Source organism: Microbispora sp. NBRC 16548, from assembly GCF_030268985.1.
Lineage (GTDB): Bacteria > Actinomycetota > Actinomycetes > Streptosporangiales > Streptosporangiaceae > Microbispora > Microbispora catharanthi.
The window spans coordinates 250,996-269,597 of sequence record NZ_BSSF01000011.1 but is presented as its reverse complement, the minus strand read 5'-3'; the positions used below and the strand labels follow the sequence as shown (position 1 = coordinate 269,597).

Here is an 18,602-nt window from a genome sequence, read left to right as displayed (position 1 = left end):
GCATGGGCTACGCCTCAACGCGGTCGCTCACCCTGACCGGAATCACCGCTCATGTGATCGACGTCGAGGCCGCTGCCGCACCAGGTGACGCGGAGTTGTATCTGGTCGGCCTGCCGGAGACGTCGGTCTGGCCTGCCCGTGCGCGGATCCGGGCCGCGGTCCTCAACAGCGGAACGGCCTGGCCGGACGCGCGGATCACGGTGAGCGTGTCACCGACGATCCCGCCGGTCTACGACGCGGCGGCCGACCTCGCGCTGGCTGTAGCGGTGCTGGCCGCCACCGGTGTCATCCCGCCCGAACGGATCGCCGGGCGGGTGTTCCTCGGCGAACTGGCGCTGGACGGCGGGATACGCGCCATCAGAGGCGTCCTGCCGATGGTGGCTGCCGCTGTCCGGGCCGGAATCAGCAGAGTCGTCGTCCCCGCCGAATGCGCGCGGGAGGCGACGCAGGTGCCCGGCGCCGTGGTGATGCCCGTCACCCGGCTGGCCGACCTGGTCGACCAGCTCCGCCACGGGGCATTCCGCGGTCATCACGACCAGGAGCCGGAGCCTGCGCCGTCATCGTCCTTCGCCGTCGACCTGGCCGACGTGCCCGGCAACCAGGCGGCCCGCCGCGCGCTGGAGGTCTGCGCGGCGGGCGGGCACCACCTGTTCCTGTCCGGCGACGGCCCGGCCACGATGCTCGCCGAACGCCTTCCGGGCATCCTGCCGCCGCTGACCGACGAGGCCGCCCGCCAGGTCGCCGAGATCTACTCGCTGGCCGGACAATTCGACAGGGCGCCGGGGCTCACGCCTCCGCTGTCCGCGCCGCACCATTCGGAGACTCCTGCGGCCATCTTCGGCAGCGTGGCGGGCAAGCGCCCCGGTGCGGTCTCGCTCGCCCACCGCGGCGTGCTGCATCTGGCCGACGCGCCGGAGTTCGCCCGCCCGGTCCTGGACGGCCTGTGCCGGCCACTGGACAGCGGACAGGTCCACCTCGCAGGGCAGGGCCGCAGCGTCCGCTACCCGGCGCGGTTCACCCTGGTTCTCGACGCCCGCCCATGCCCATGCCCCGAAAAGCGGGAGCAGTGCGCCTGCACACCGGAAGCGAGGCGCCGCTACCGAGCACGCCTCGCCCTGCTCCTTGCACGCGTCACCGTACGCGCGCCTGTCGAGTGGGGGGATCGCGCGGCGCGGGCGGGTGAGCCGAGTGCGACGGTGGCCGCGCGGGTGCTCGCAGCGAGAGTGCGGGCAGCTCACCGGCTGGCCGACACACCGTGGCGGACCAACGCCGAGATACCCGCACCGGACCTGCACACGCGCTTTCCCCTCGCGCCGGAGGCCGCCGAGCTGCTCCGATCGGCGGTCAACACCGGGCTTGTCACTGCTGACGGGCTACCCCGGCTGCTGCGCGTTGCATGGACACTGGCCGACCTGCGCGGCGCCGACCGCCCGCAGCTCGACGATGCGGCGGGCGCCCTCGAGTTGTGGAAGGGGGGAGACAGCGATGGAGCTCGGTGACCGCGTCCTGGTCCGCCCCTTCTTCCACATCCCGGTACGGCCATGGTGGACCGAGTCCTACCAATCGCCCTTCTACTACCCGGGCACGGTGACCAGGGTCAACGAGCAGCGCGGATACCCCCACGTGGAGCTGGATGATGGTGGGTGTTCGTCGCGGTGACACTCGCAACGTTCATGACCTAACTGCACAACAACGTGGTCAACGTGGCGCTCCCGACGGTCCAGCGCGACCTGCTGCTGCCAGGAATGCGCCAGGCCCGGCCGGGACATCTACCGATTCGCGCGCGGAGCAAGAGCGTATGCGCAGCGAAGAGCAGCCGTAAAGCCGCCCAGATTCCAGCTCGGCATGCGCTGTCCTAAGCACAAAAGCACTCGCCATATCCGTTGCGCCTCTGCCGTCAATGCAGATCAGCGTGGGTGGCGGACGTTCGGGCCACGCCGCCATCCGCATTCATATGTAAGCCGAAACCAACCGGAAACCGTAGCGGCCGCATGCCCGCCGGTTGATTTACTGCGCTCTTTTTCGCGGGCGAAATACCGCTTGGACTAATCCAACGTCTTGAAAGGAGCCTGCCCATGAACGCATGGGAGGTCGAGCATTTGGTGATCGAAGTCGCGGAGCACCTCGACGGCTTCACACCGCTGATCCGGGCCGGCCACCCGGCCTACCTGGTAGGCCCGGCCGGCGCCCGGCTCGTCGTCCACCCACTGTGGAGCCAGAGGGGTCGCATCCGGGTGCTCGGTGTCTACCCCGACGGAAGCAGAGGCGTCCTGCCTGACCAGAAGCGACACGAGATCACCGTGACCTCCGCCCGCGGTGCCGCGTCCATCGCCAAGAGGATCGAGCGGCGCCTCCTGCCCGGCTACCGGAACGACCTGGCGACCTGCCGCGAACTCCTTGCCGCCAAAGCCATCCAAGACGGCACTCGCGACCAGCTCGCCGAGACCCTCGCCGAGCTGCTGGGCGACGCGACGTTGACCGACAACGAGCGAGCCACGGTCATTTTGTGGCGGCTGGGCGCCACCTCCGGCACCTTCACCGTCCACGGCGACGCCACTACCACGATCCAGATCCACGCCGCCGACCGCGAACTCGCCGAACGCATCGCCGACGCCGTACACCACCGCGCCAGCTGACCACCGCAGCGGACCGACTCACTACTGCTGCCCTTCTCATCGCACCGAACGGAGAAAGAACATGTCCAAGGAGACGCTGGAGTGGCTGAACGCCAACACCCTGATCGGCTACACCGACAAGCGCGGCACCGCCTGGCACTACCGCGCGAGCATGCAGGGCGAGGAGCCCAACCACTACCCAGGGCCGATCCCCGTCGACGATGTCAAACGTCGCCTGTTCGGCTGGAACGCCCTATCCCGGCCGATCTACGTGGAAGACCCCGTCACCGGCGGTCTGGCCGCCGTCCCCGAACGGCAAGCCATCGTCCGCAGCGACACCGGTCACGTCATGGGCATCTTCTCCAACGCCTACGAGCCACACCCGTACGTCGAGTGGCTGGTCAACACCATCTCCCGGCTTCTGGACGACGACCTGTCCATCGGCTCGGCCGGGCTGCTCAAGTGCGGAGCGCTTGCCTGGGTCTCGGTGGAGGTGCCGGAGAACATCACCACTCCTGAGGGCGTCGAGTTCCGGCCGCACCTCATCGGGGCGACCTCATTCGACGGCTCGCTGGCCACCACGTTCAAGAGAGTCGTCACAAATGTGGTGTGCGACAACACGATGGCGGCCGGCCTCGCCGAGCGCGGTCAGCAGGTGAAGATCAAGCATTCGAAGCACTCGAAGCTGCGCTTGAACGAGGCACGGGACGCGCTCAATATCGTCTACCAGGTCGCCGACGACTTCGCCGAACAGGTGAAGCGGCTGTGTGAGACGAGCGTGAGCAATCGTCAGTGGGCTGCCTTCCTGGACGAGTTCGCACCCGTGCCTGACGAGCGTGGCCGGTCCCGGAGCCTCGCCGAGAACAAGCGCCAGGCGCTCGACCGCATGTGGCGCTACGACGACCGGGTCTCACCTTGGGCCGGCTCGGGCTGGGGTGTGATGCAGGCCGTCAACACCTACGTGCACCACGAGCAGACCGTCCGCGGCGCCTGTCGCGCGGAGCGCAATGCGCTTCGAACGGTCACCGGTGGCGTCGACGACCTCGACCGCGAGACGACCCGGACGCTGGAGAAAGTGCTGGACCGCCGCGTCCTGTCCCCCGCCGCCTGACCGCTCACCTCGTACGGTCCGCCGACTCTCGTGCGGGCCGTACGAGGTATTGCGCATCCGAGCGAGACCTCATCGGGCAGGATCAGAGATGGCGACTGCTCGGGAGGGCGAGATGAATGACAAGACAGCGGCCCTGCTCGACGACGTTGTCTCTCGGCTGGAGAAGAGCATCATCGCCCGCGACTGCCCCGCCATTGTCGTCCTGGACGGGGACCGCAAGCTCATGCTCAGCGATTATGACTATCTGCGCGACGAGGCGACGGCCGCCGCCTTCGAGACGCGAGCCGCCGCTAAGGCCCACGAGATCGGCGCGACGCGGTGGGTACTCGCCGTACCGCAGGTGTGGGTGTTCATCCCGCCGAGCACCGTGGCCATGCGCGCTGTGTCGAACCATCCCCTGCGCGAAGGCGAGCAGGAAGCCATCACCTGGATGAGTTGCGACAAGGACGACGGCGTCGACTACGGCCGCGTCCCCTACGCCCGACGCCCCAGCGGGGAACCCGTCTTCGATGATCCAGAAGTGTTCACAGTAGGCGTCCGCCCACACGACACCATGCCTGGCTTCCTCCTACTGCAGGCATACCTGGTTCAGAAGCCGGAAGACCTCCATGGAAGTCATGAGGACTGATGCCCGCGGAGCTGGGGCGAGGGTCCTACTGTAGGCCGAGAATCGCACCCGAGATCGCAATGAGACGGAGCGCGGCGATGCGGGGTCCGAAGGCTAGCGCCTGTCTTCAAAGTGATCGGGTTAGGTCGGCCACCACGTGGTCAGGGCGGGTGCGGGGCCGGCCGCGGCTGAGGCGGGGAACGCGAATGGCCTGCAGCACCTGCTGCAGGCGGGTGCAGTCGTTGACGTTCCCGCCGGTCACCAGGAACGCCAGCGGCCGGCCTGCACCGTCGCAGGCCAGATGAATCTTGCTGGTCGGTCCGCCGCGGGCATCGGCCTCGGCTTGCAGGGCCTGCGGTATGCGGGTGAAGGTGCCGTCCAGCGCCCAGCGGTGAAAGCGGATGTAGATGCTCTGCCAGGACCCGTACCGGGCCGGGAAGTCCCGGTTCTCCATCATCCGCCCAGGGCGGGCACCGCTGACCAGCGCTTCAATGGCTCACGGCCCCTTTCTCTCGTACTGCCCTGTCCTTAGCGTAGCTACCCGTCAGTAGAATCCCGGGCCTCTTAAATGGCTCAGAACCTACCGATCTCTGGACCCCTTGGTGCCGCGCTTGTCCCTCCTGTGAGCTACATGCAATGTCCCCCTACGCAGTGATTCGGAACAGGGCCCTCCACCCGTACCTTTCTCACAGCGACTGGCAAACACGGTCAACCGCGAAGTCAGCTCGCGGCACATCGGTAATTCGGAGGACAGCACCATGCATGGACTTCGTCTCCGTCCGCATCATCACCAAAGGAAGGTGACTTCAATGATCAGAAAACGCCTGCGTGCAATATGGGTAGCCGGCACGATGGGAGCCGTCGTCGCCGGCACGTTAACCCTCGGCGCCGGGACTGCGAGTGCGGCGGGGTCGTGCCCGGCCTCTACCCGCAACGCGACGATTGTCCAGGCCAACTTCCAGGCATTCGACACCGGCGCGTACACCCGCCCCGAGGCAGACGGCCTGGTGGACATGGAGGACATGAGGCGCGTCGCCGACGGAGCCGGCCCCTACTCTATCCCCCCAGATGTCAGAGAGGCTGCCAGGTACTTCGTCGACAATCCCGCGGAATTCGCGCACATGGATGGCATCCGGGTCCGTTGGACGCGGTTCGACGGTCTCGTAAACCGCGATGACGTCGCCGACGCCCTCAGGTACTGGAGGAACGAATGCGGGTAAGCGATTCGTCGTCACCGACGTCCTAGGGCCTGTCTTCATAGTGATCAGTCAGAGCCACAGCAGGAGTGCTGCGATGGTGACCACGGCTGTGTATGAGGTGGCGGTCTTGTCGTAGCGGGCGGACAGGGCACGGAACTGTTTCAGCTGATTGAAGCAGCGTTCGACCACGTTGCGACGCTTGTAGACCTGAGCGTCGAAGACAGGCGAGCGACCGCCCTTGCTGCCCCGCCTGGCACGGCCGGCTATCCGATCGGCCCGCTCGGGAATTGTGTGACTGATCCCGCGCCGCCGCAGGAGCTGTGGCGGCGCGGGAGCTGTACCCCTTGCCGGCCACCACGTGGACGGGACGAGTGCGGGGCCGGCCGCGGCTGAGGCGGGGAACGCGAATGGCCTGCAGCACCTGCTGCAGGAGGGTGCAGTCGTTGACGTTCCCGCCGGTCACCAGGAACGCCAGCGGCCGGCCTGCACCGTCGCAGCCAGATGAATCTTGCTGGTCAGTCCGCCGCGGGATCGTCCGAGGGCGTGATCGGATGGCTCGCCGGCGCCTGGCCCCCCACCATCACCCCGGGAGATCACATTGAAGACACGGCCTAGGGGCCACCCTTGTATCATTCACAATTGGTGCACGAGGTTCTAGGGCTGCTTAGCCACGAACAGGCTCGCTGCAGGGCTAACCAGGCTCGCCATATTGTGATTATCGACCAGTATTGATGGGCTATAGCGCTAACGTCAAACTTTTTGCACCCTATTTGCCCCGCGCTTCCGCAGCCACTGTGTCGGCTCTGCATTGCCCTCGAGCGTGGTGGGTGATCTTGCGGCCAAGGTGCTTGGGGACACGGGGAGTCGCCGAGGCGGTCATTAGCTCGGTGGTGAAAAGTCACAGGTCGGCTCCGAAGCGTTCCGACGCCCGACCAAAAGTTACTGGGCCGGTCATCATCTGAGCTATGAACGGACGAGGCGGCCGTACAGCGGCGTGGATCTGGGGAGCCATTGCTCTGACAGCGATCCTGTTCGCCGCGCTGCGGTTTCTGCCCGGCCTCCCTCTGGGGGATGTGGACCCGCTTAGTGCTGCTATAGCTGCAGGTGTCGGGCTACCTGCGTTGTATTTGGCCGCTCGCGCCCTGCGCTCACCCCTACCCGCTCTCGCTGAGGCCGCTGACCAACTCGCGAGCGCGGTGGCCGCACGGGAACGGGCAGCTCGCCAGCAGTTGCTCGGCAACCACGATCAGATCATTGACCTCGCCCTGGAACTACAACTCGCCCCGGCGCATGGGACGGTCGGGGCCAAGCGTCAAGCCCGACTGAGGGAGGTCGTGAAGTACTATGAGCGCCTATCCCCCCAGCGCCTAGTGATCACGGGCGCGCCTGGGGCAGGTAAGACCGTACTTGCCGTCGAACTGATCCTCGGTCTGCTTGCTGCGCGTACCTCCGGGCAGGTGGTGCCGGTCCGCATCTCCGCCACCTCCCTGACTCCCCGCCTACAAACTGCCAAGGCGGTCGAACAATGGCTGCGCCAGCACCTGATTCAGGCCTATAAACTCCCTGCAGCCATAGCCCGCATGCTCGTCGAGGCCCGCCTAGTCATTCCGGTTATAGATGGGCTGGATGAAATGGATTCTGGTGAGGAACCCGCATATGACTCGCGGGCCGGCGGTGTGCTGCACGCGGTTAACGCTTATCAGGACCAATACGCGCGCGCGAAGGGGGCGGTGGTACTTACCTGCCGGACCGCTCAGTATCAGGCGCTGCAAGAGCTGCGGGTATGGGCGCACGACGCGGCCCGAGTGGAGATCGCACCGGTTGACCGCCGTCGAGCCCGGGAGTTCCTAACAGCCCGAGCCCTAGTTCCTGCTCGCTGGGAGAAGGTGCTGACCACGATCGAACGCGCCCCCCGGGGGCCGCTGGCGGAGAGCCTTTCGACGCCCTGGCGGCTCACCCTGGCAGTCAGCGTTTACGACCAGAGGGACCCGACGGATCCGGCGGGCCGCTTCAAACGGCACCCCGACGAACTGATTACCCTTGCGACCGTTCCACAAGAGGTGCGGGACCATCTACTGGGCCTACTCATCCCGGCTGCTGTCGCGTTCGCCCCGCCCCCCAAGGGCGTGACAGCAGAGTTGGTACATCGTTGGCTAGCGACATTTGCGCGCTATCTCAACGCCAACACCGATCCTCATCGTCCCCCAGTGGCAGGACGGGCCATGTCTAGCACTGACCTGGTTCTGCACGAGCTTTGGCCTCTGGCCGGCTATCGCCCTCGCCGCCTCACCACCGCTGTCCTCGGCATCGCCTGGCTAGCCTGCGGACCGGTCATGATAGCTTCGACCAATCCCCCCTTCCCCGCATCACTTCTAGCCAACATCTTGTTAGTCCTCATGGCTCTTTCGTCGATCGTCCATAATTGGCGTCTAACTTGGCCGGAACCCAGCCGGGTCCATATACTTCACCTCCGTACATCAACTGGTATTCGCCAACTCCGAAGCGGGCTCATATTTGGGGCCTTGACAGCGCTAATGCTTTTTATCGCGAGCACTCTCGCAGGCATGCTCGTGGGCGTAGATACGACATCGGCCCTGGACGAGTTACCCCCACTTGCTATGCTCGTGGGCCTGCTCTTGCTTGTACTCGGGGTCGTACTTGTGCTCGGTCTCCCTATGGGGCTCATGTTCGGATTCCTGTTCGGGGTGCAAACTTCTGGTACCGCAGACTTGGCGAATCCGCAGGATGCCATTCGCGGCGACTTAGCGAGTAGCCTCTTAGTAGGTATTAGCTTGGGGCTCCCAGCCGGGCTCGCTGGCGGGTTCGCAGCTGATCAGGGGACCATCATAAGCGGTCTGGCGTATGGGATTGCGGTCTGTTTCTCGTTGGGGTTCGCGCCAAAGCCTGCGGGGTGGCGATATGTGGCGTTGCTATTGTGCACCCGCCGGTGGAATTCCGTCTGGCTGCCATGGCGCCTAGGCCGCTTCCTCAACTGGGCATACAAAGCTGGACTGCTCCGCATCGCAGGGATTTCCTACCAGTTCCGCCATAAGGAACTACAGGACTACCTCGCCACTCATCCTGCCCCCGAACCTTCGCACAGGGTATAGGCCGCCATCCTGCCCTCAGACAGGCCGGGCATCGCCCTGCCGTACTGCAACGCCCACGCGCATACCAGCCCAAGCTGGATCGCGCTCTTTAGCGTTCTAATACGCAGAAAGGAAATTAAGGGGCCAGCCCTATAGAAGAACTGGCCCCGACCTATCTCACTGCAATCGACCAAGAAAACGGTGAGAGCGGTCGCTCATGAGCTTACGTCAGATTGAGGCTGGCGGCAGTCCGAACTCGATGCTCGCCCACCCTCGGTCGTGCAGGGACGCATCGTGGCCACCCGGGCGGCGAGGATCGCGGACAGCGCCTCGCAGTCGTCAAGGGTGAGCGGGGCGTACGGGATCAGGTAGAGCAAGCCGGTTGGCCCCTCGATGAGGTCGATAGGCAGAGGACGTGCGGAGTCCGTCGGCTGAGTGGTCACGATGAGAGTGGTTCTTCCGAGACATAGCGGATAGATCGCGGGCGTACGATGGCGGGTGAGGGCTCTCTGAGAGTTTTCAACTGACGGACCGGCGAGGTCGCCAATTTGGAGCCGCTCTCTGGAGTTGCTCCCCCTCGCCGGTCCATTCCTTCCTCACCTGCGGCTAAGGGTTCAGCGAACAGAGCTGGCCTGCAGAGGCTGCCTGAGCTACCGCTTTATCCAGACGGGGTTGTTGCACTCGCGGCTGACGTGGTTGTGCCGGAAGCAGATCTTGAAGACGGTGATCGTCCCGAAGAAGACGCTGTCCTCGCCGCACTCGAAGTCTCCGCCCTTGTCGTCCTTAACTGTGTGCTTGAGCAGGTACGTGGTGGCGTACTCGACGTAGACGGACGTCTTGTCGGCGTAGCTGTCGCAGACCTTGATGTGCTTGCGGTCGGCGCTTACCTGGACGTAGCCGTACCGGTTGTCGCCGTCGCTCCAGCCGGGGCTGTCGGCAGTGGCAGGAGACGCGAGCGTGACAACGGCGAGCAGGGCGGCCACGAGCGTGATGAATTTGGACATGAGTAACCTCCGAACTGGTGTTTCAGGGAATGGGCGACCACCACCGGGCCGTGTTGGGTGCGGCTCAGCAGTGACGTGGTAGTGATGCGGGCTGACCGCTGGTGCCGCGAGTGGGCACTTGTGAGGGGCCGTCAGCCCAGGCCGAGATAGGTGAGAAAGTCAGCGAGGGCGGACGGCTCCGGCGAACTCCCGTTCTCGGTACGGGTTTCCGACCCAGGTGTCCACGCGGACGGTGCTGCCGGTGGACGGTGCGTGGACCATCCGGGTGCTGTCCAACGCGATCCCCACGTGGTGGATGGTCGACGGATCTCGTGGATTCGTCGCGAAGAAAAGCAGGTCACCGGCCTTGATCTGCGACCGGGGTACGTGGACGCCGGAGCTCCACTGGACCGAGGTGTGGCCGCCGATGCTGACGCCAGCCTTACTCCAGGCGTATTCGGCGAGCCCCGAGCAGTCGAACCCCTTGGTGCCGGCGCCGCGCCCGATGCCGTAGCTCGGCCCGTTCGGGCCACCGCCGCCCCAGGAGTACGGAACTCCACGCATGCCGAGTGCGGCTTGTACGGCTATCACCCCTCGGCCGGCTCCGAGGTCGATACCGGCAGGGAGCTCACCCAGCTGACCGCACAGCTCCAGCTGAACCGCACTGACGATCTCCTCAGCCCTCCTCTCTGCTCCCGTGCGGTCTCGGTCGTTTTGCTCAAGACGAGAGGCGAGATCGGCCACGATTGCCTCGCGTGGAGCCCCGAGCGAGGCGGCGGCTTGAACGCTGGCCCGTATGTCTTCCAGTTCGTGCGGCGAGAGGCCCAGCTCCAGAGCCGTGCTGTTGGCGCTTTGCGGTCCCCTCAGCCGGTCCACGATCTTCTCGGCGAGGGGTTCGTGCTTCGCGTACTCGCCACGCAGATCCTCTCGAGGCTCTTGGACGATGGCGGCCACCTTGGTGAGCGGCAGCGATGACCAGTTGGGCACCTTGACCAGCCGGGAGAAGAACGCCCGTGCTGCATAGCGAGGGTCGGTCACCTGGGCCTTGGTCCCCCACCCACTGACGGGGCGCTGCTGGAAGATCCCGAAGGACGTCCCGTGGTCCCCAACCACGTCGTTCTTCAGGCCGGACTCATGCAGAGCCGTCGCAATCCCGATGACAGCGGCGCGACGGGGGAGTCCCATAGCGGTCGCCGTATCCACGATGATGCGCGCGTTCGTCCACTGCTCACTGAGCAAGTCGGTCGCTGCCGTCATAGTGCTCGGTTGGACATGAGAGCAGAGCGCCGCGGTATCGCCGGAGGTCGCCGCGACCTTGGCGCCGCCGGCCATCCCGGCGATCAACGCGATACCCGACACGATGCCCCCTCCAGCGATCACAGCCTTGGCCCCCAGCCCGGTCTCGGCGATCACTCGTCGTCCTCCCGGGGCGGGTTCTCAGGCGAAGCGGCGGCCTCGCGCCGGCCCAGACCGGGCCAGTGCAGGGCCAGGCCGGCCAGCCGGAGCCGAGGCCCCTCGGCGTCCGAGGGCAGCCACTTCTCTCCTGCGGGGCCGTCGTCCACGGGGCCGACGAGCACAGACGGGTTTCCAGTGGCGATCGGCACGTAGGCGTTCGCCGGGTGCTGGACGAGCTTGCGCCGGAGATTCACCTCACGCCGCTCGCCCTGCACCCAGAAGAGGACGGGAGTGATGACCCGGGTGGCCTTGCTCAGGGCTGCATATCCGTCGAGCTTGCGTACGACGCGGTCCAGCGGCTCGCTGCCGGTGTCGTATTCGAGGAAGAAATCGACGGTGTGCTCCCCCTGGCGCCATCGGCCGTACGCGTCGGGCCGGACGGTGTCGCCCCAGAGAGAGGTGCAGCGGTCCTCCGGCCACCAGTCGAGCAGTTCAGCGTCCTCGTAGCGCCGCGCGAAGGCCCGCAGTTCGGCCCCGAAGCCGTTGGTCCCGACGGTGTGCGCAAGACGCTGGCTGTAGGCGATCGACAGCACGCGCTCTCGGCGGTAGCCGGAGGTGCTCGGGTCCACGCCGTCCTCCGAGGCGAGTACGGCTGCACCGGCGGGACCGAGGACGTAGTGGTACGGCGCGGTGCCCATGCCCGGCGGCAGATTGGGCCGGAAGCGGTCGAGCACGCCCATGTGGTTCAGGGCGAGCAGGCGCTTCCGGGCGGCGTCATCCGTGTCGAAGGCGATCTGGGCGATCTGTGTCGAAGTCAGGACGCGCTGGTCCCTGACCATCCGCAACAACTCGCGGTCCCGGGACGTGAGGCGGGCAGCGAGCTGGGCCAGGACCGTGGGAGTGAATCGGGTGGTGGACATCTGCTTCTCCTTCAGTGGTGGAGCCGGGGGTCGTCCCGGCGGATCGTGGGCGGTGTGGTCGGGGTGCGCCCGTGAGCCTGGGCCGCAGCGGCTCTGATGACGCGCTCGACCTCGCGCGAGGGTTCGGGCAGCGGCCGGGTGCGCAGCGTGAAAGGAGGCGCCTCCGAAGACTGCGACATCAGGCGGGCGGCGGCTTGATAGGCCCCGAGGTTGGCAAGGTCGTGCGCACGCAGGTAGGGAGTGAAGTGATGCTCGACCTCCCGGGCGTCCTCCGGGGACAGCGAGAAATAGATCTTGTTGCGTGCGTCGGAGGAGATGGCCTGGCGGAGTTCCCTCGGAAGTTGAGCCAGGTGCTGGTGGGCGATCACCAGCGAAAGCCGGTACGCCCGGGCCTCTGCGAGCATGTCGCTGAGTGCGTGCGGCAGCGTGAGGAAGTTGTGCGCCTCGTCGACGTAGAGCGCGGCCGGTGAACGCTGCTTGCCGAGCTTGGCGCGGTGCGACGCGGCCTGCCAGATCTGCGCCAGCACCATGGAGCCGAGCAGACGCGCGCTGTCGTCGCCGAGCACTCCCTTGGGCAGTCGGACGAGCAGGATCCCGCCGTCCAGCACGTCGCCGACGTCGAAGGTCGATTGTGCGGAACCGAGGACGTCGCGGACGAACGGCCGGAGCAGAAAGGCCCGCAGCTTGTTCATGATCGGGCTGGTGACGTGAGCCCGGGCGGAGTCGGACAGGCTCTCGTACCACTGCCAGAAGCCGAGTAGGAGCGGGTCACGCACGCCGGCCACGAGACGGCGACGGAATTCGGCGTCGATGAGCAGTGTGGGAACGTCGGCCAGGGTGCCGCCGTACGAAGCCAGGGTCAGAGCGCAGCCGCGCAGGATGTCGTCGGTGCGAGGCCCCCAATAGTCGGCGTAGATCTTGTGGAAGATGCCGACGAGGTTGTCCACGCCTCGATCCAGCTCGGCACCCCCGAGGACGTTGAGCGAGGGGCGGGCGTGCCGGTCGTCTGGATCGATCAGGACGACCTTGTCGGCGGCGGACTCGGGGATCAGGCCCAGCAAATCGCTGATCAGGTCGCCTTTCGCCTCGATCACCGCAGTTCCGCGCCCGGCCTCGATGTCCGAGAGGATCATCTGGGCGAGCAGCGTCGACTTGCCGGTGCCGTTCGGACCGAGGACGTGCACGTGATGGAAGGAGTCGGCGACGCGCAGGGCGACCGGCCGCCCGTGCCCGGTATCGGAGAGGCCGAGCACCTTGGCGTGCTCCCCGCCGTACGCGATCTGGGGTGAAGCCGGGACGCTGTTGGCGCCGGCCCGCTGGAGTCCGGGCACCGCGACGTCGAGCGGAAGGTGGGCAAGTGCCGCGAGCTCGGGCAGGGAGAGTAGGAAACCCTTGCCGAGTCGCCGTCCCGCGAGCTGCGCGGCGGCCAGGGGCAGGTGTTGCCGTTCGAGCCGGTTGTGCCCGGAGAAGAGGGCAAAGGCCGAAGCGATCGCGTGCGCGCGTCCTCGGATCGCGTTCCGTCTGGCTGCCCGCGCCGCTTTCACCGCCGACTCGTCACCGCTGGTCGGCGGGTCGGCTTGTACGGCGTAACGGACCGCGACGACGTAACGCGGCCGGAGTGCCTTGTCCCTGATGGCGCGAGCCTCTGCGGACTCCTCCAGATGGGCCGCCCGGTCCTTCATGTACTGGCGCAGGTGCTGAGGGTGAAGGTGAAGGTGCTGGTGCATCGGCCCGGGAGTCAGCAGGTCGAGAACGGCCCGCACCAGCCCGGCCGGTCCACTCTTGATCGTGCTGGCGAGGCGGCGTCCGGTCGCCGGCCGGGCGAGGATCTGCACAGCGGCGTGCTGCCATGCGGGCATGCCGACAGCCGCACCGACGAGCGCCCGGACCGGGTCGGTGTTGTGGTCGTGCCGGATCGGGAGCCGCTCGGTGCGGGCGATCTTCAGCTGTCCGCCGTATGACAGGCCGGCGAGGGGCACGGGTGGCGTCGCTTCCCGTACTTCGGTGCGCGCGGACGGCCAGGCGGCTTCGATGGCGTGCTCCACCAGGTGCTGGGGAATGGCCCCCGGCACCCAGAGCCGGATGTTCACGCCGCCGGAACCGAAGACGTACTCGAAGGCCAGGTGCGGCTGCCCGAACAGGACACGCTTCCAGGCCGGGCGGAGCAAGCCGACGAGGTTGCCCCACAGGGCCTCGGCGCCCGGCATGTCAGCGACCGGCGGCGCAAGGATCTCGACGCACCGGGCACCACGGGACCAGGGCCGGTGACGGAGACGCACCAGGCCCTGTCCGAGCAGGAGTTGCCCGACGTCCAGGCCAACGAGGAAGGCGATCACGTGCCACACGTGCGTCTCCAGCCAGGCGTACGCCGTGCTCAGGAGGGCGGACGGGTCGGTGATGAGGTCCTCGATCACAGGTAGTTCTCCTCGTCGTAGTCGATGCGGGACAGCTCCTGCGGCGAGGAGGTCACCAGGTCGTGCTCGCGCTGGCTGGCGATCACCTGCAGGGGCACGCGCTGAGCACCGGCACCGGCGGTGAGCAGGCCGGTTCCGCGTTCGGCGGACAGCAGGAGTTGCCGCTCTCCCTCGGAGAGCTGGAAGGCGTCGACGACCTTGTCGATCGCCTGGGGTGCCTGCTTGAGCAGGATCTGAGTGGTGGAGTTGGCGATGATCGCCTGGCCGATCTCCGAGCTGAGGAGGTCGCCGGCGTCCTGGGTGACCACCGAGAGCCCGGCCCAGTGCTTACGAGCGGCCTTGGCCATGCGCAGGAGGAACCGGGCACCTTCTGGGTCCCGCATCAGGAGCCAGGCTTCGTCGACCACGACGAGACGAGGCCGCCGGTCGTGGGGATCGGAGACGCGACGCCAAATGACGTCCAGAGTCAGCAGCGTCCCGACCGCCTTCAGTTCCTCCGGCAAATCTCGGAGGGAGAAGACGATCAGGTGGGAGTCGGGCCGGGTGGTGGTCGGGCCGTCGAAAAGCTGACGGTGGCTTCCAGTGACGTACGGCGCGAGCCCCGCGGCCAGGTCCTTGGCCTTGGGATCGACATCATTGGTAAGCGCGGTTACCAGATCCCGCATGAGCGGCGGGCGGCGGTTCCAGGTGCGCGGCTCGAAGGTGATCCCGGCTCTGCGGTAGGCGGCGATGATGCCGCGGTCGAGCGCTGCCTTGCTGGCCTTGTCCAGCGGCTCGCCGAGCATGAGGCTGATCAGGGTGTGCAGGAACAGCGCGCGCCGGGTGAGCGGGTCGCTGTCGCGCTGGCTCCTGGGCGGCAGGTCGAAGGGGTTCAGCCGCACCTTGGGTGCGCCGAGGTGGATGTACGCGCCGCCGACGGCGGAGCACAGCCGGGCGTACTCGTCTTCGGGGTCGATGACGGCGACCTCGACGCCCGTGTAGAGGGAGCGCAGGGCCTCCAGCTTGGCGAGGTACGACTTGCCCGCTCCCGACCGGGCGAGGATCACCGAGTTGTGGTTGTCCTGCGCGAAGCGGTCCCAGGCGACCAGGGACGAGCTGGCGGTGTTGGCGCCGTACAGCACAGCCGTGGGGCCCAGCTCTGCGGTGAGGTCTGGGCTTGTGAAGGGGAACGCCGCGGCCAGGGCCGGCGTGTCGAACGACCGGCGCGTGCCCACGTTGTCGTACGCGAACGGCAGGCTGCTGATCCAGCCCTGCATCTGCCGGAAAGTGGCCACCCGGGCGTCCAGGAGCAGCGATGCGGCCAGTGCACGTACCTGGGCGCAGGCGTCGTCGAGCTCTTGCTCGCTTCCGGCGTGGACGGTCAGGTAGATGGCGGCGCGGAAGAGCTTGGCCTGGCCGCGCGCGATCCTCGACGCCAGCTCCTGGGCATCCTCGGCCGCGGCCTCCGTCCCGGGATCCAGGAGCCGCCCGTGCTCCTGGTCGGAGCGGAGCCCTGATTCCAGGCGGGCGAGCTGCTTACGGAGCCGATCGGCGGCGACCGGGGAGGGCAGCGGGTCGATGTGCACCGAGACGTCGAGTCGGCCCGGGTATGCCAGCAGCGGCTCCAGCCATCCGGAGGCAACCTCCCGGGGGAATCCCGTGATGACGAGCGTGGCGCAGAAGCCGTCAGCCAGATGCAGGCAGCGGGGCCGGACCTGGATCGAGTTTGGGCCGATGCCAGAGGGCGGAGCGGGCGTACGGCGGAGGTGAAGCTTCATCGGCGGCCTCCCCTGCTGATCACTTCGTCGGGGTGGGCGAGCAAGTCCGCGGGCAGGGGCGGGGCCATCGGATCAAAGCAGGAGGCCAGCAGTGTGCTGACGGCTGCGGCGTCCAGCGGGCGTACGGTGAGCCCGCACGCGCCCAGGAGCCGGGCCGCCTCGGCCAGGCGGCGGTAGGCGTGAGCCATGGCCGCGGTCGCGCCGTTGGCGCCCACGGCGGGTTCACGAATCACCAGCAGGACCTGACGCCGCAACAGCTCGTGACGGGTGGCCAGATCCGTCAGGAACATGGCGTGCTCGCGGGCAGCATGAGCCAGCGCCGGGTGAGGGAGCAGGGGGATGCGCTCCTCGAGAGCGCCAATCGTCGTGGCGAGGTCGACGCGCTCGGCGCGGACCAGGATCTGCACTCGCTCGGACAGCGAGTTCAGCCAGCGTCCGAAGGCGGCGACCAGGCCGTCCTGCTCGTCCGGGGTCCGCAGGGCGAAGCTGATGGTGGAGACCTCGGCGATCGCAACGATTCCGTCCGGCCCGAGGTCGATCAAACCGTCCTCCGCCACTGCGCGTGCCGGCAGTTTGAGCGGTGCCGGGACAGGGCCTCGACTGGCCGCGATCCAGGCGGGCGGAGGTGCGACCACGTCGGGCGTCGAGACCAGGCGCTTCGCGGACCAGTGGTATCGGAGAGCGGCGAGGAGGAACCGATCAAGGCTGACACCGTCATGCATGGCGACGCCCAGCAGGATTCCCAGCACCGCCACGAGCAAGGTGATCGCCGCGAATACGGCGAGGGGAAGTCGCTCACCAAGCGTCGTATAGACGAGGTAGAGAGCCGCACCGGTGACGGCGAGGATCGCCACCTGCTGAGCGGTGAACCCCCAGACGATCCGGTCGGGCTGTTCCACATCGGCGGGGATGCGGACGACTTCGCTCCAGCTCATCGTCCATCACTCCCTCGCTGCCCGCGCGTACGGCGGCGAGGCGGGGGTGGCGGCTTACGTCGTCCGGGGTTTTCGGGCCAGTCCACGGAGCCCGGGATGGGAGCGTTCGGCGGCACGATCGGCTGCACCGGTCGTTTGGGTGGCGCCGGAGGGACGACCGTCTGGCGCGGGTGAGGCGGCGAGCTGGTTCCCGCGCTCCGCAGCCAGTACATCTGGCTGAGCCCGGCGGGCCCGGCGGCGTAGTAGTTTTCGCGTGGGTAGCCGAAGACGGGAGTGGACGGCGGAACCGGGCGCGAGGGTGCGGGCGTCGGGCGGTACTTCCCTTGGACCGGCGGGGCACTGGGGGCGTGCTTGGCGACCGCTGGCTGCCAGCTGGCCGGGTTGACCGGACGGCGAGCGGCGACGGGAGCGTGCTTTGCCGGTCCGGCACCTCCGCGCGCTGCGGCAGCGGCAGTTGCCGCAGTGGCAGCGGACGCGGCAGCCGTACCGGCAGGGCCTGCCGCCAGGGCGGGCAGGGCATGCCTGACCATTGCCGTGTTCACCGCGCGCTTGGCCGCACCGACCCTGGAACCCTTCTTGAGGTGCAGGGCGCTGAGAAGCGGACTGGTGACCTTGTACGCCAGGGCGTACTTGACGATGCGCACCACACCGAGACCGCGGCCGCCGGGCAGGAACATCACCCGTGAGACCCAGGTGGGGATGCGTACCAGGACGATCAACAGGACGAGGGCGAGGAGCAGGTTGTAGAGCGGGCCCCGGCCGGTCAGCCCCATGACCTCGCGGCCGTCCTGGTTGAAGAAGACCCGTACGGCCGTGACGAGCGTGAGGGACTGACAGATCTGGATGAGCAACAGCCCGGTGAAGACCCGCCACCACAGCCGTGCCAGGCCGTCCGTCTGAGGCAGGGCATGGCAGGCGAGGGCCAGCGGAGCCGCGACTACCAGCAGGGTGGTGAGGGCCACTCTGAGCACGAACGTGATGAGCAACACCACAAGCAGCACCACGGCCACCAGGGCGAGCAGGATGTAGAAGATCGGCGATGCGTCGGGCAGCAGGACGAGGAGGCGGATCGCGTTGGCCGCTCGGCGCGCATCGAAGCCCTGGCCGAGCAGCGCCTGGGCGATCGCGTTGCCGAGATCGATGGCTTTGCTGGTCAGTAGGAAGCTGGCGTTGGCAACCAGGAAGGCCACGACGAGCCGGGGCAGGATCTCTTTGATCGCGTACCTGGTCTGGACGGTCTCGTAGCTCATGGCCAGGATCCCGCCGACGGTGGCGAACAGGATGAAGGATCCGTTCGCGATGACCAGGGTCACGTGCCACAGGTCTTCGATCCGTGTCTGACCGTCGATGCTCGGCGTTGCGAGGAGCGTGGCGGCCAGAGCGTCCAGCAACGGCTTGATCGCGGATCCGACGAGGTCGGTGAACCAGGCGTTGATCTGGCTGGTGATCCAGTCGCCGATGCCGAAGCTGATCCCGGTGTTGCCGCTCGGGAGCGGTGGCAGTTCGACCGCCGGCGTCGGAGTGGGCGAGGGATTAGTCCACAGGGTGTGGATAAGAATCTCGATCGCCATCGCCAT

At 67.2% G+C, this 18,602-nt stretch carries 14 protein-coding genes and 2 pseudogenes; 7 read left to right on the top strand and 9 right to left on the bottom strand.

What is annotated here, in order from left to right; translation table 11 throughout:
• Positions 1 to 2 precede the first annotated feature (2 nt).
• The 5 genes from QSK36_RS29160 to QSK36_RS29140 all read left to right on the top strand — a co-directional run bounded on the left by QSK36_RS29160 (position 3) and on the right by QSK36_RS29140 (position 4,354).
• Positions 3 to 1,499 carry a YifB family Mg chelatase-like AAA ATPase gene (locus QSK36_RS29160; RefSeq protein WP_285784556.1) on the top strand — a complete coding sequence of 499 codons (1,497 nt, stop codon included), beginning with the start codon at positions 3 to 5 and terminating at the stop codon, positions 1,497 to 1,499.
• Entirely contained in the window at positions 1,486 to 1,659 is a 174-nt protein-coding gene (locus QSK36_RS29155) for a tudor domain-containing protein (protein WP_285784555.1), read from the top strand. The genes QSK36_RS29160 and QSK36_RS29155 overlap by 14 nt, the downstream gene beginning before the upstream one ends.
• Before the next feature lie 416 nt (positions 1,660 to 2,075).
• Positions 2,076 to 2,636 carry a hypothetical protein gene (locus tag QSK36_RS29150; RefSeq protein WP_285784554.1) on the top strand — a complete coding sequence of 187 codons (561 nt, stop codon included), beginning with the start codon at positions 2,076 to 2,078 and terminating at the stop codon, positions 2,634 to 2,636.
• A gap of 61 nt (positions 2,637 to 2,697) precedes the next feature.
• Positions 2,698 to 3,726, top strand: coding sequence for a DUF932 domain-containing protein (locus QSK36_RS29145; RefSeq protein WP_285784553.1), 1,029 nt, complete (start codon positions 2,698 to 2,700; stop codon positions 3,724 to 3,726).
• Between the two features lie 112 nt (positions 3,727 to 3,838).
• Complete coding sequence (locus tag QSK36_RS29140) at positions 3,839 to 4,354, top strand: hypothetical protein (protein ID WP_285784552.1); 516 nt, start codon at positions 3,839 to 3,841, stop codon at positions 4,352 to 4,354.
• A gap of 124 nt (positions 4,355 to 4,478) precedes the next feature.
• On the opposite strand, the pseudogene QSK36_RS29135 reads toward QSK36_RS29140, so the two are convergent.
• Positions 4,479 to 4,778, bottom strand: a pseudogene (locus tag QSK36_RS29135) (transposase); the annotation flags it as partial.
• Positions 4,779 to 5,142: 364 nt separating this feature from the next.
• On the opposite strand from QSK36_RS29135, the gene QSK36_RS29130 reads away from it, so the two are divergent.
• Positions 5,143 to 5,553 carry a hypothetical protein gene (locus QSK36_RS29130; protein ID WP_285784551.1) on the top strand — a complete coding sequence of 137 codons (411 nt, stop codon included), beginning with the start codon at positions 5,143 to 5,145 and terminating at the stop codon, positions 5,551 to 5,553.
• A gap of 48 nt (positions 5,554 to 5,601) precedes the next feature.
• Here QSK36_RS29130 and QSK36_RS29125 read toward each other — a convergent pair.
• A pseudogene (locus QSK36_RS29125) lies at positions 5,602 to 6,075 on the bottom strand (IS5 family transposase); the annotation flags it as partial.
• A gap of 791 nt (positions 6,076 to 6,866) precedes the next feature.
• Here QSK36_RS29125 and QSK36_RS29120 point away from each other — a divergent pair.
• Positions 6,867 to 8,642, top strand: a complete 1,776-nt coding sequence (locus QSK36_RS29120; protein WP_285784550.1) for an NACHT domain-containing protein — start codon at positions 6,867 to 6,869, stop codon at positions 8,640 to 8,642.
• A 629-nt stretch (positions 8,643 to 9,271) separates the two neighbouring features.
• Here QSK36_RS29120 and QSK36_RS29115 read toward each other — a convergent pair.
• The 7 genes from QSK36_RS29115 to QSK36_RS29085 form a co-directional block, all read right to left on the bottom strand.
• The gene (locus tag QSK36_RS29115) at positions 9,272 to 9,625 is read right to left on the bottom strand and encodes a hypothetical protein (protein ID WP_285784549.1); all 354 of its coding nucleotides are present in this window, start codon (positions 9,623 to 9,625) and stop codon (positions 9,272 to 9,274) included.
• A 159-nt stretch (positions 9,626 to 9,784) separates the two neighbouring features.
• Complete coding sequence (locus tag QSK36_RS29110) at positions 9,785 to 11,017, bottom strand: C40 family peptidase (RefSeq protein WP_285784548.1); 1,233 nt, start codon at positions 11,015 to 11,017, stop codon at positions 9,785 to 9,787.
• Entirely contained in the window at positions 11,014 to 11,919 is a 906-nt protein-coding gene (locus QSK36_RS29105) for a replication-relaxation family protein (protein ID WP_285784547.1), read from the bottom strand. The genes QSK36_RS29110 and QSK36_RS29105 overlap by 4 nt, the downstream gene beginning before the upstream one ends.
• Positions 11,920 to 11,930: 11 nt before the next feature.
• Entirely contained in the window at positions 11,931 to 14,333 is a 2,403-nt protein-coding gene (locus QSK36_RS29100) for a DUF8128 domain-containing protein (RefSeq protein WP_285784546.1), read from the bottom strand.
• A complete protein-coding gene (locus QSK36_RS29095) occupies positions 14,330 to 16,090 on the bottom strand; it encodes a VirB4 family type IV secretion system protein (RefSeq protein WP_285784545.1) in 1,761 nt (586 codons plus the stop codon). The genes QSK36_RS29100 and QSK36_RS29095 overlap by 4 nt, the downstream gene beginning before the upstream one ends.
• Positions 16,087 to 17,025, bottom strand: a complete 939-nt coding sequence (locus QSK36_RS29090; RefSeq protein WP_285784544.1) for a PrgI family protein — start codon at positions 17,023 to 17,025, stop codon at positions 16,087 to 16,089. Before QSK36_RS29090 ends, QSK36_RS29095 begins: the two co-directional genes overlap by 4 nt.
• Positions 17,022 to 18,602, bottom strand: a complete 1,581-nt coding sequence (locus QSK36_RS29085; protein ID WP_285784543.1) for a TrbL/VirB6 family protein — start codon at positions 18,600 to 18,602, stop codon at positions 17,022 to 17,024. The genes QSK36_RS29090 and QSK36_RS29085 overlap by 4 nt, the downstream gene beginning before the upstream one ends.

Coding starts and splice junctions, on each gene's coding strand:
- QSK36_RS29160 (WP_285784556.1), top strand. CDS start 3: ATGGGCTACGCCTCAACGCGGTCGCTCACCCTGACCGGAATCACCGCT.
- QSK36_RS29155 (WP_285784555.1), top strand. CDS start 1,486: ATGGAGCTCGGTGACCGCGTCCTGGTCCGCCCCTTCTTCCACATCCCG.
- QSK36_RS29150 (WP_285784554.1), top strand. CDS start 2,076: ATGAACGCATGGGAGGTCGAGCATTTGGTGATCGAAGTCGCGGAGCAC.
- QSK36_RS29145 (WP_285784553.1), top strand. CDS start 2,698: ATGTCCAAGGAGACGCTGGAGTGGCTGAACGCCAACACCCTGATCGGC.
- QSK36_RS29140 (WP_285784552.1), top strand. CDS start 3,839: ATGAATGACAAGACAGCGGCCCTGCTCGACGACGTTGTCTCTCGGCTG.
- QSK36_RS29130 (WP_285784551.1), top strand. CDS start 5,143: ATGATCAGAAAACGCCTGCGTGCAATATGGGTAGCCGGCACGATGGGA.
- QSK36_RS29115 (WP_285784549.1), bottom strand. CDS start 9,625: ATGTCCAAATTCATCACGCTCGTGGCCGCCCTGCTCGCCGTTGTCACG.
- QSK36_RS29105 (WP_285784547.1), bottom strand. CDS start 11,919: ATGTCCACCACCCGATTCACTCCCACGGTCCTGGCCCAGCTCGCTGCC.
- QSK36_RS29095 (WP_285784545.1), bottom strand. CDS start 16,090: ATGAAGCTTCACCTCCGCCGTACGCCCGCTCCGCCCTCTGGCATCGGC.
- QSK36_RS29090 (WP_285784544.1), bottom strand. CDS start 17,025: ATGAGCTGGAGCGAAGTCGTCCGCATCCCCGCCGATGTGGAACAGCCC.
- QSK36_RS29085 (WP_285784543.1), bottom strand. CDS start 18,602: ATGGCGATGGCGATCGAGATTCTTATCCACACCCTGTGGACTAATCCC.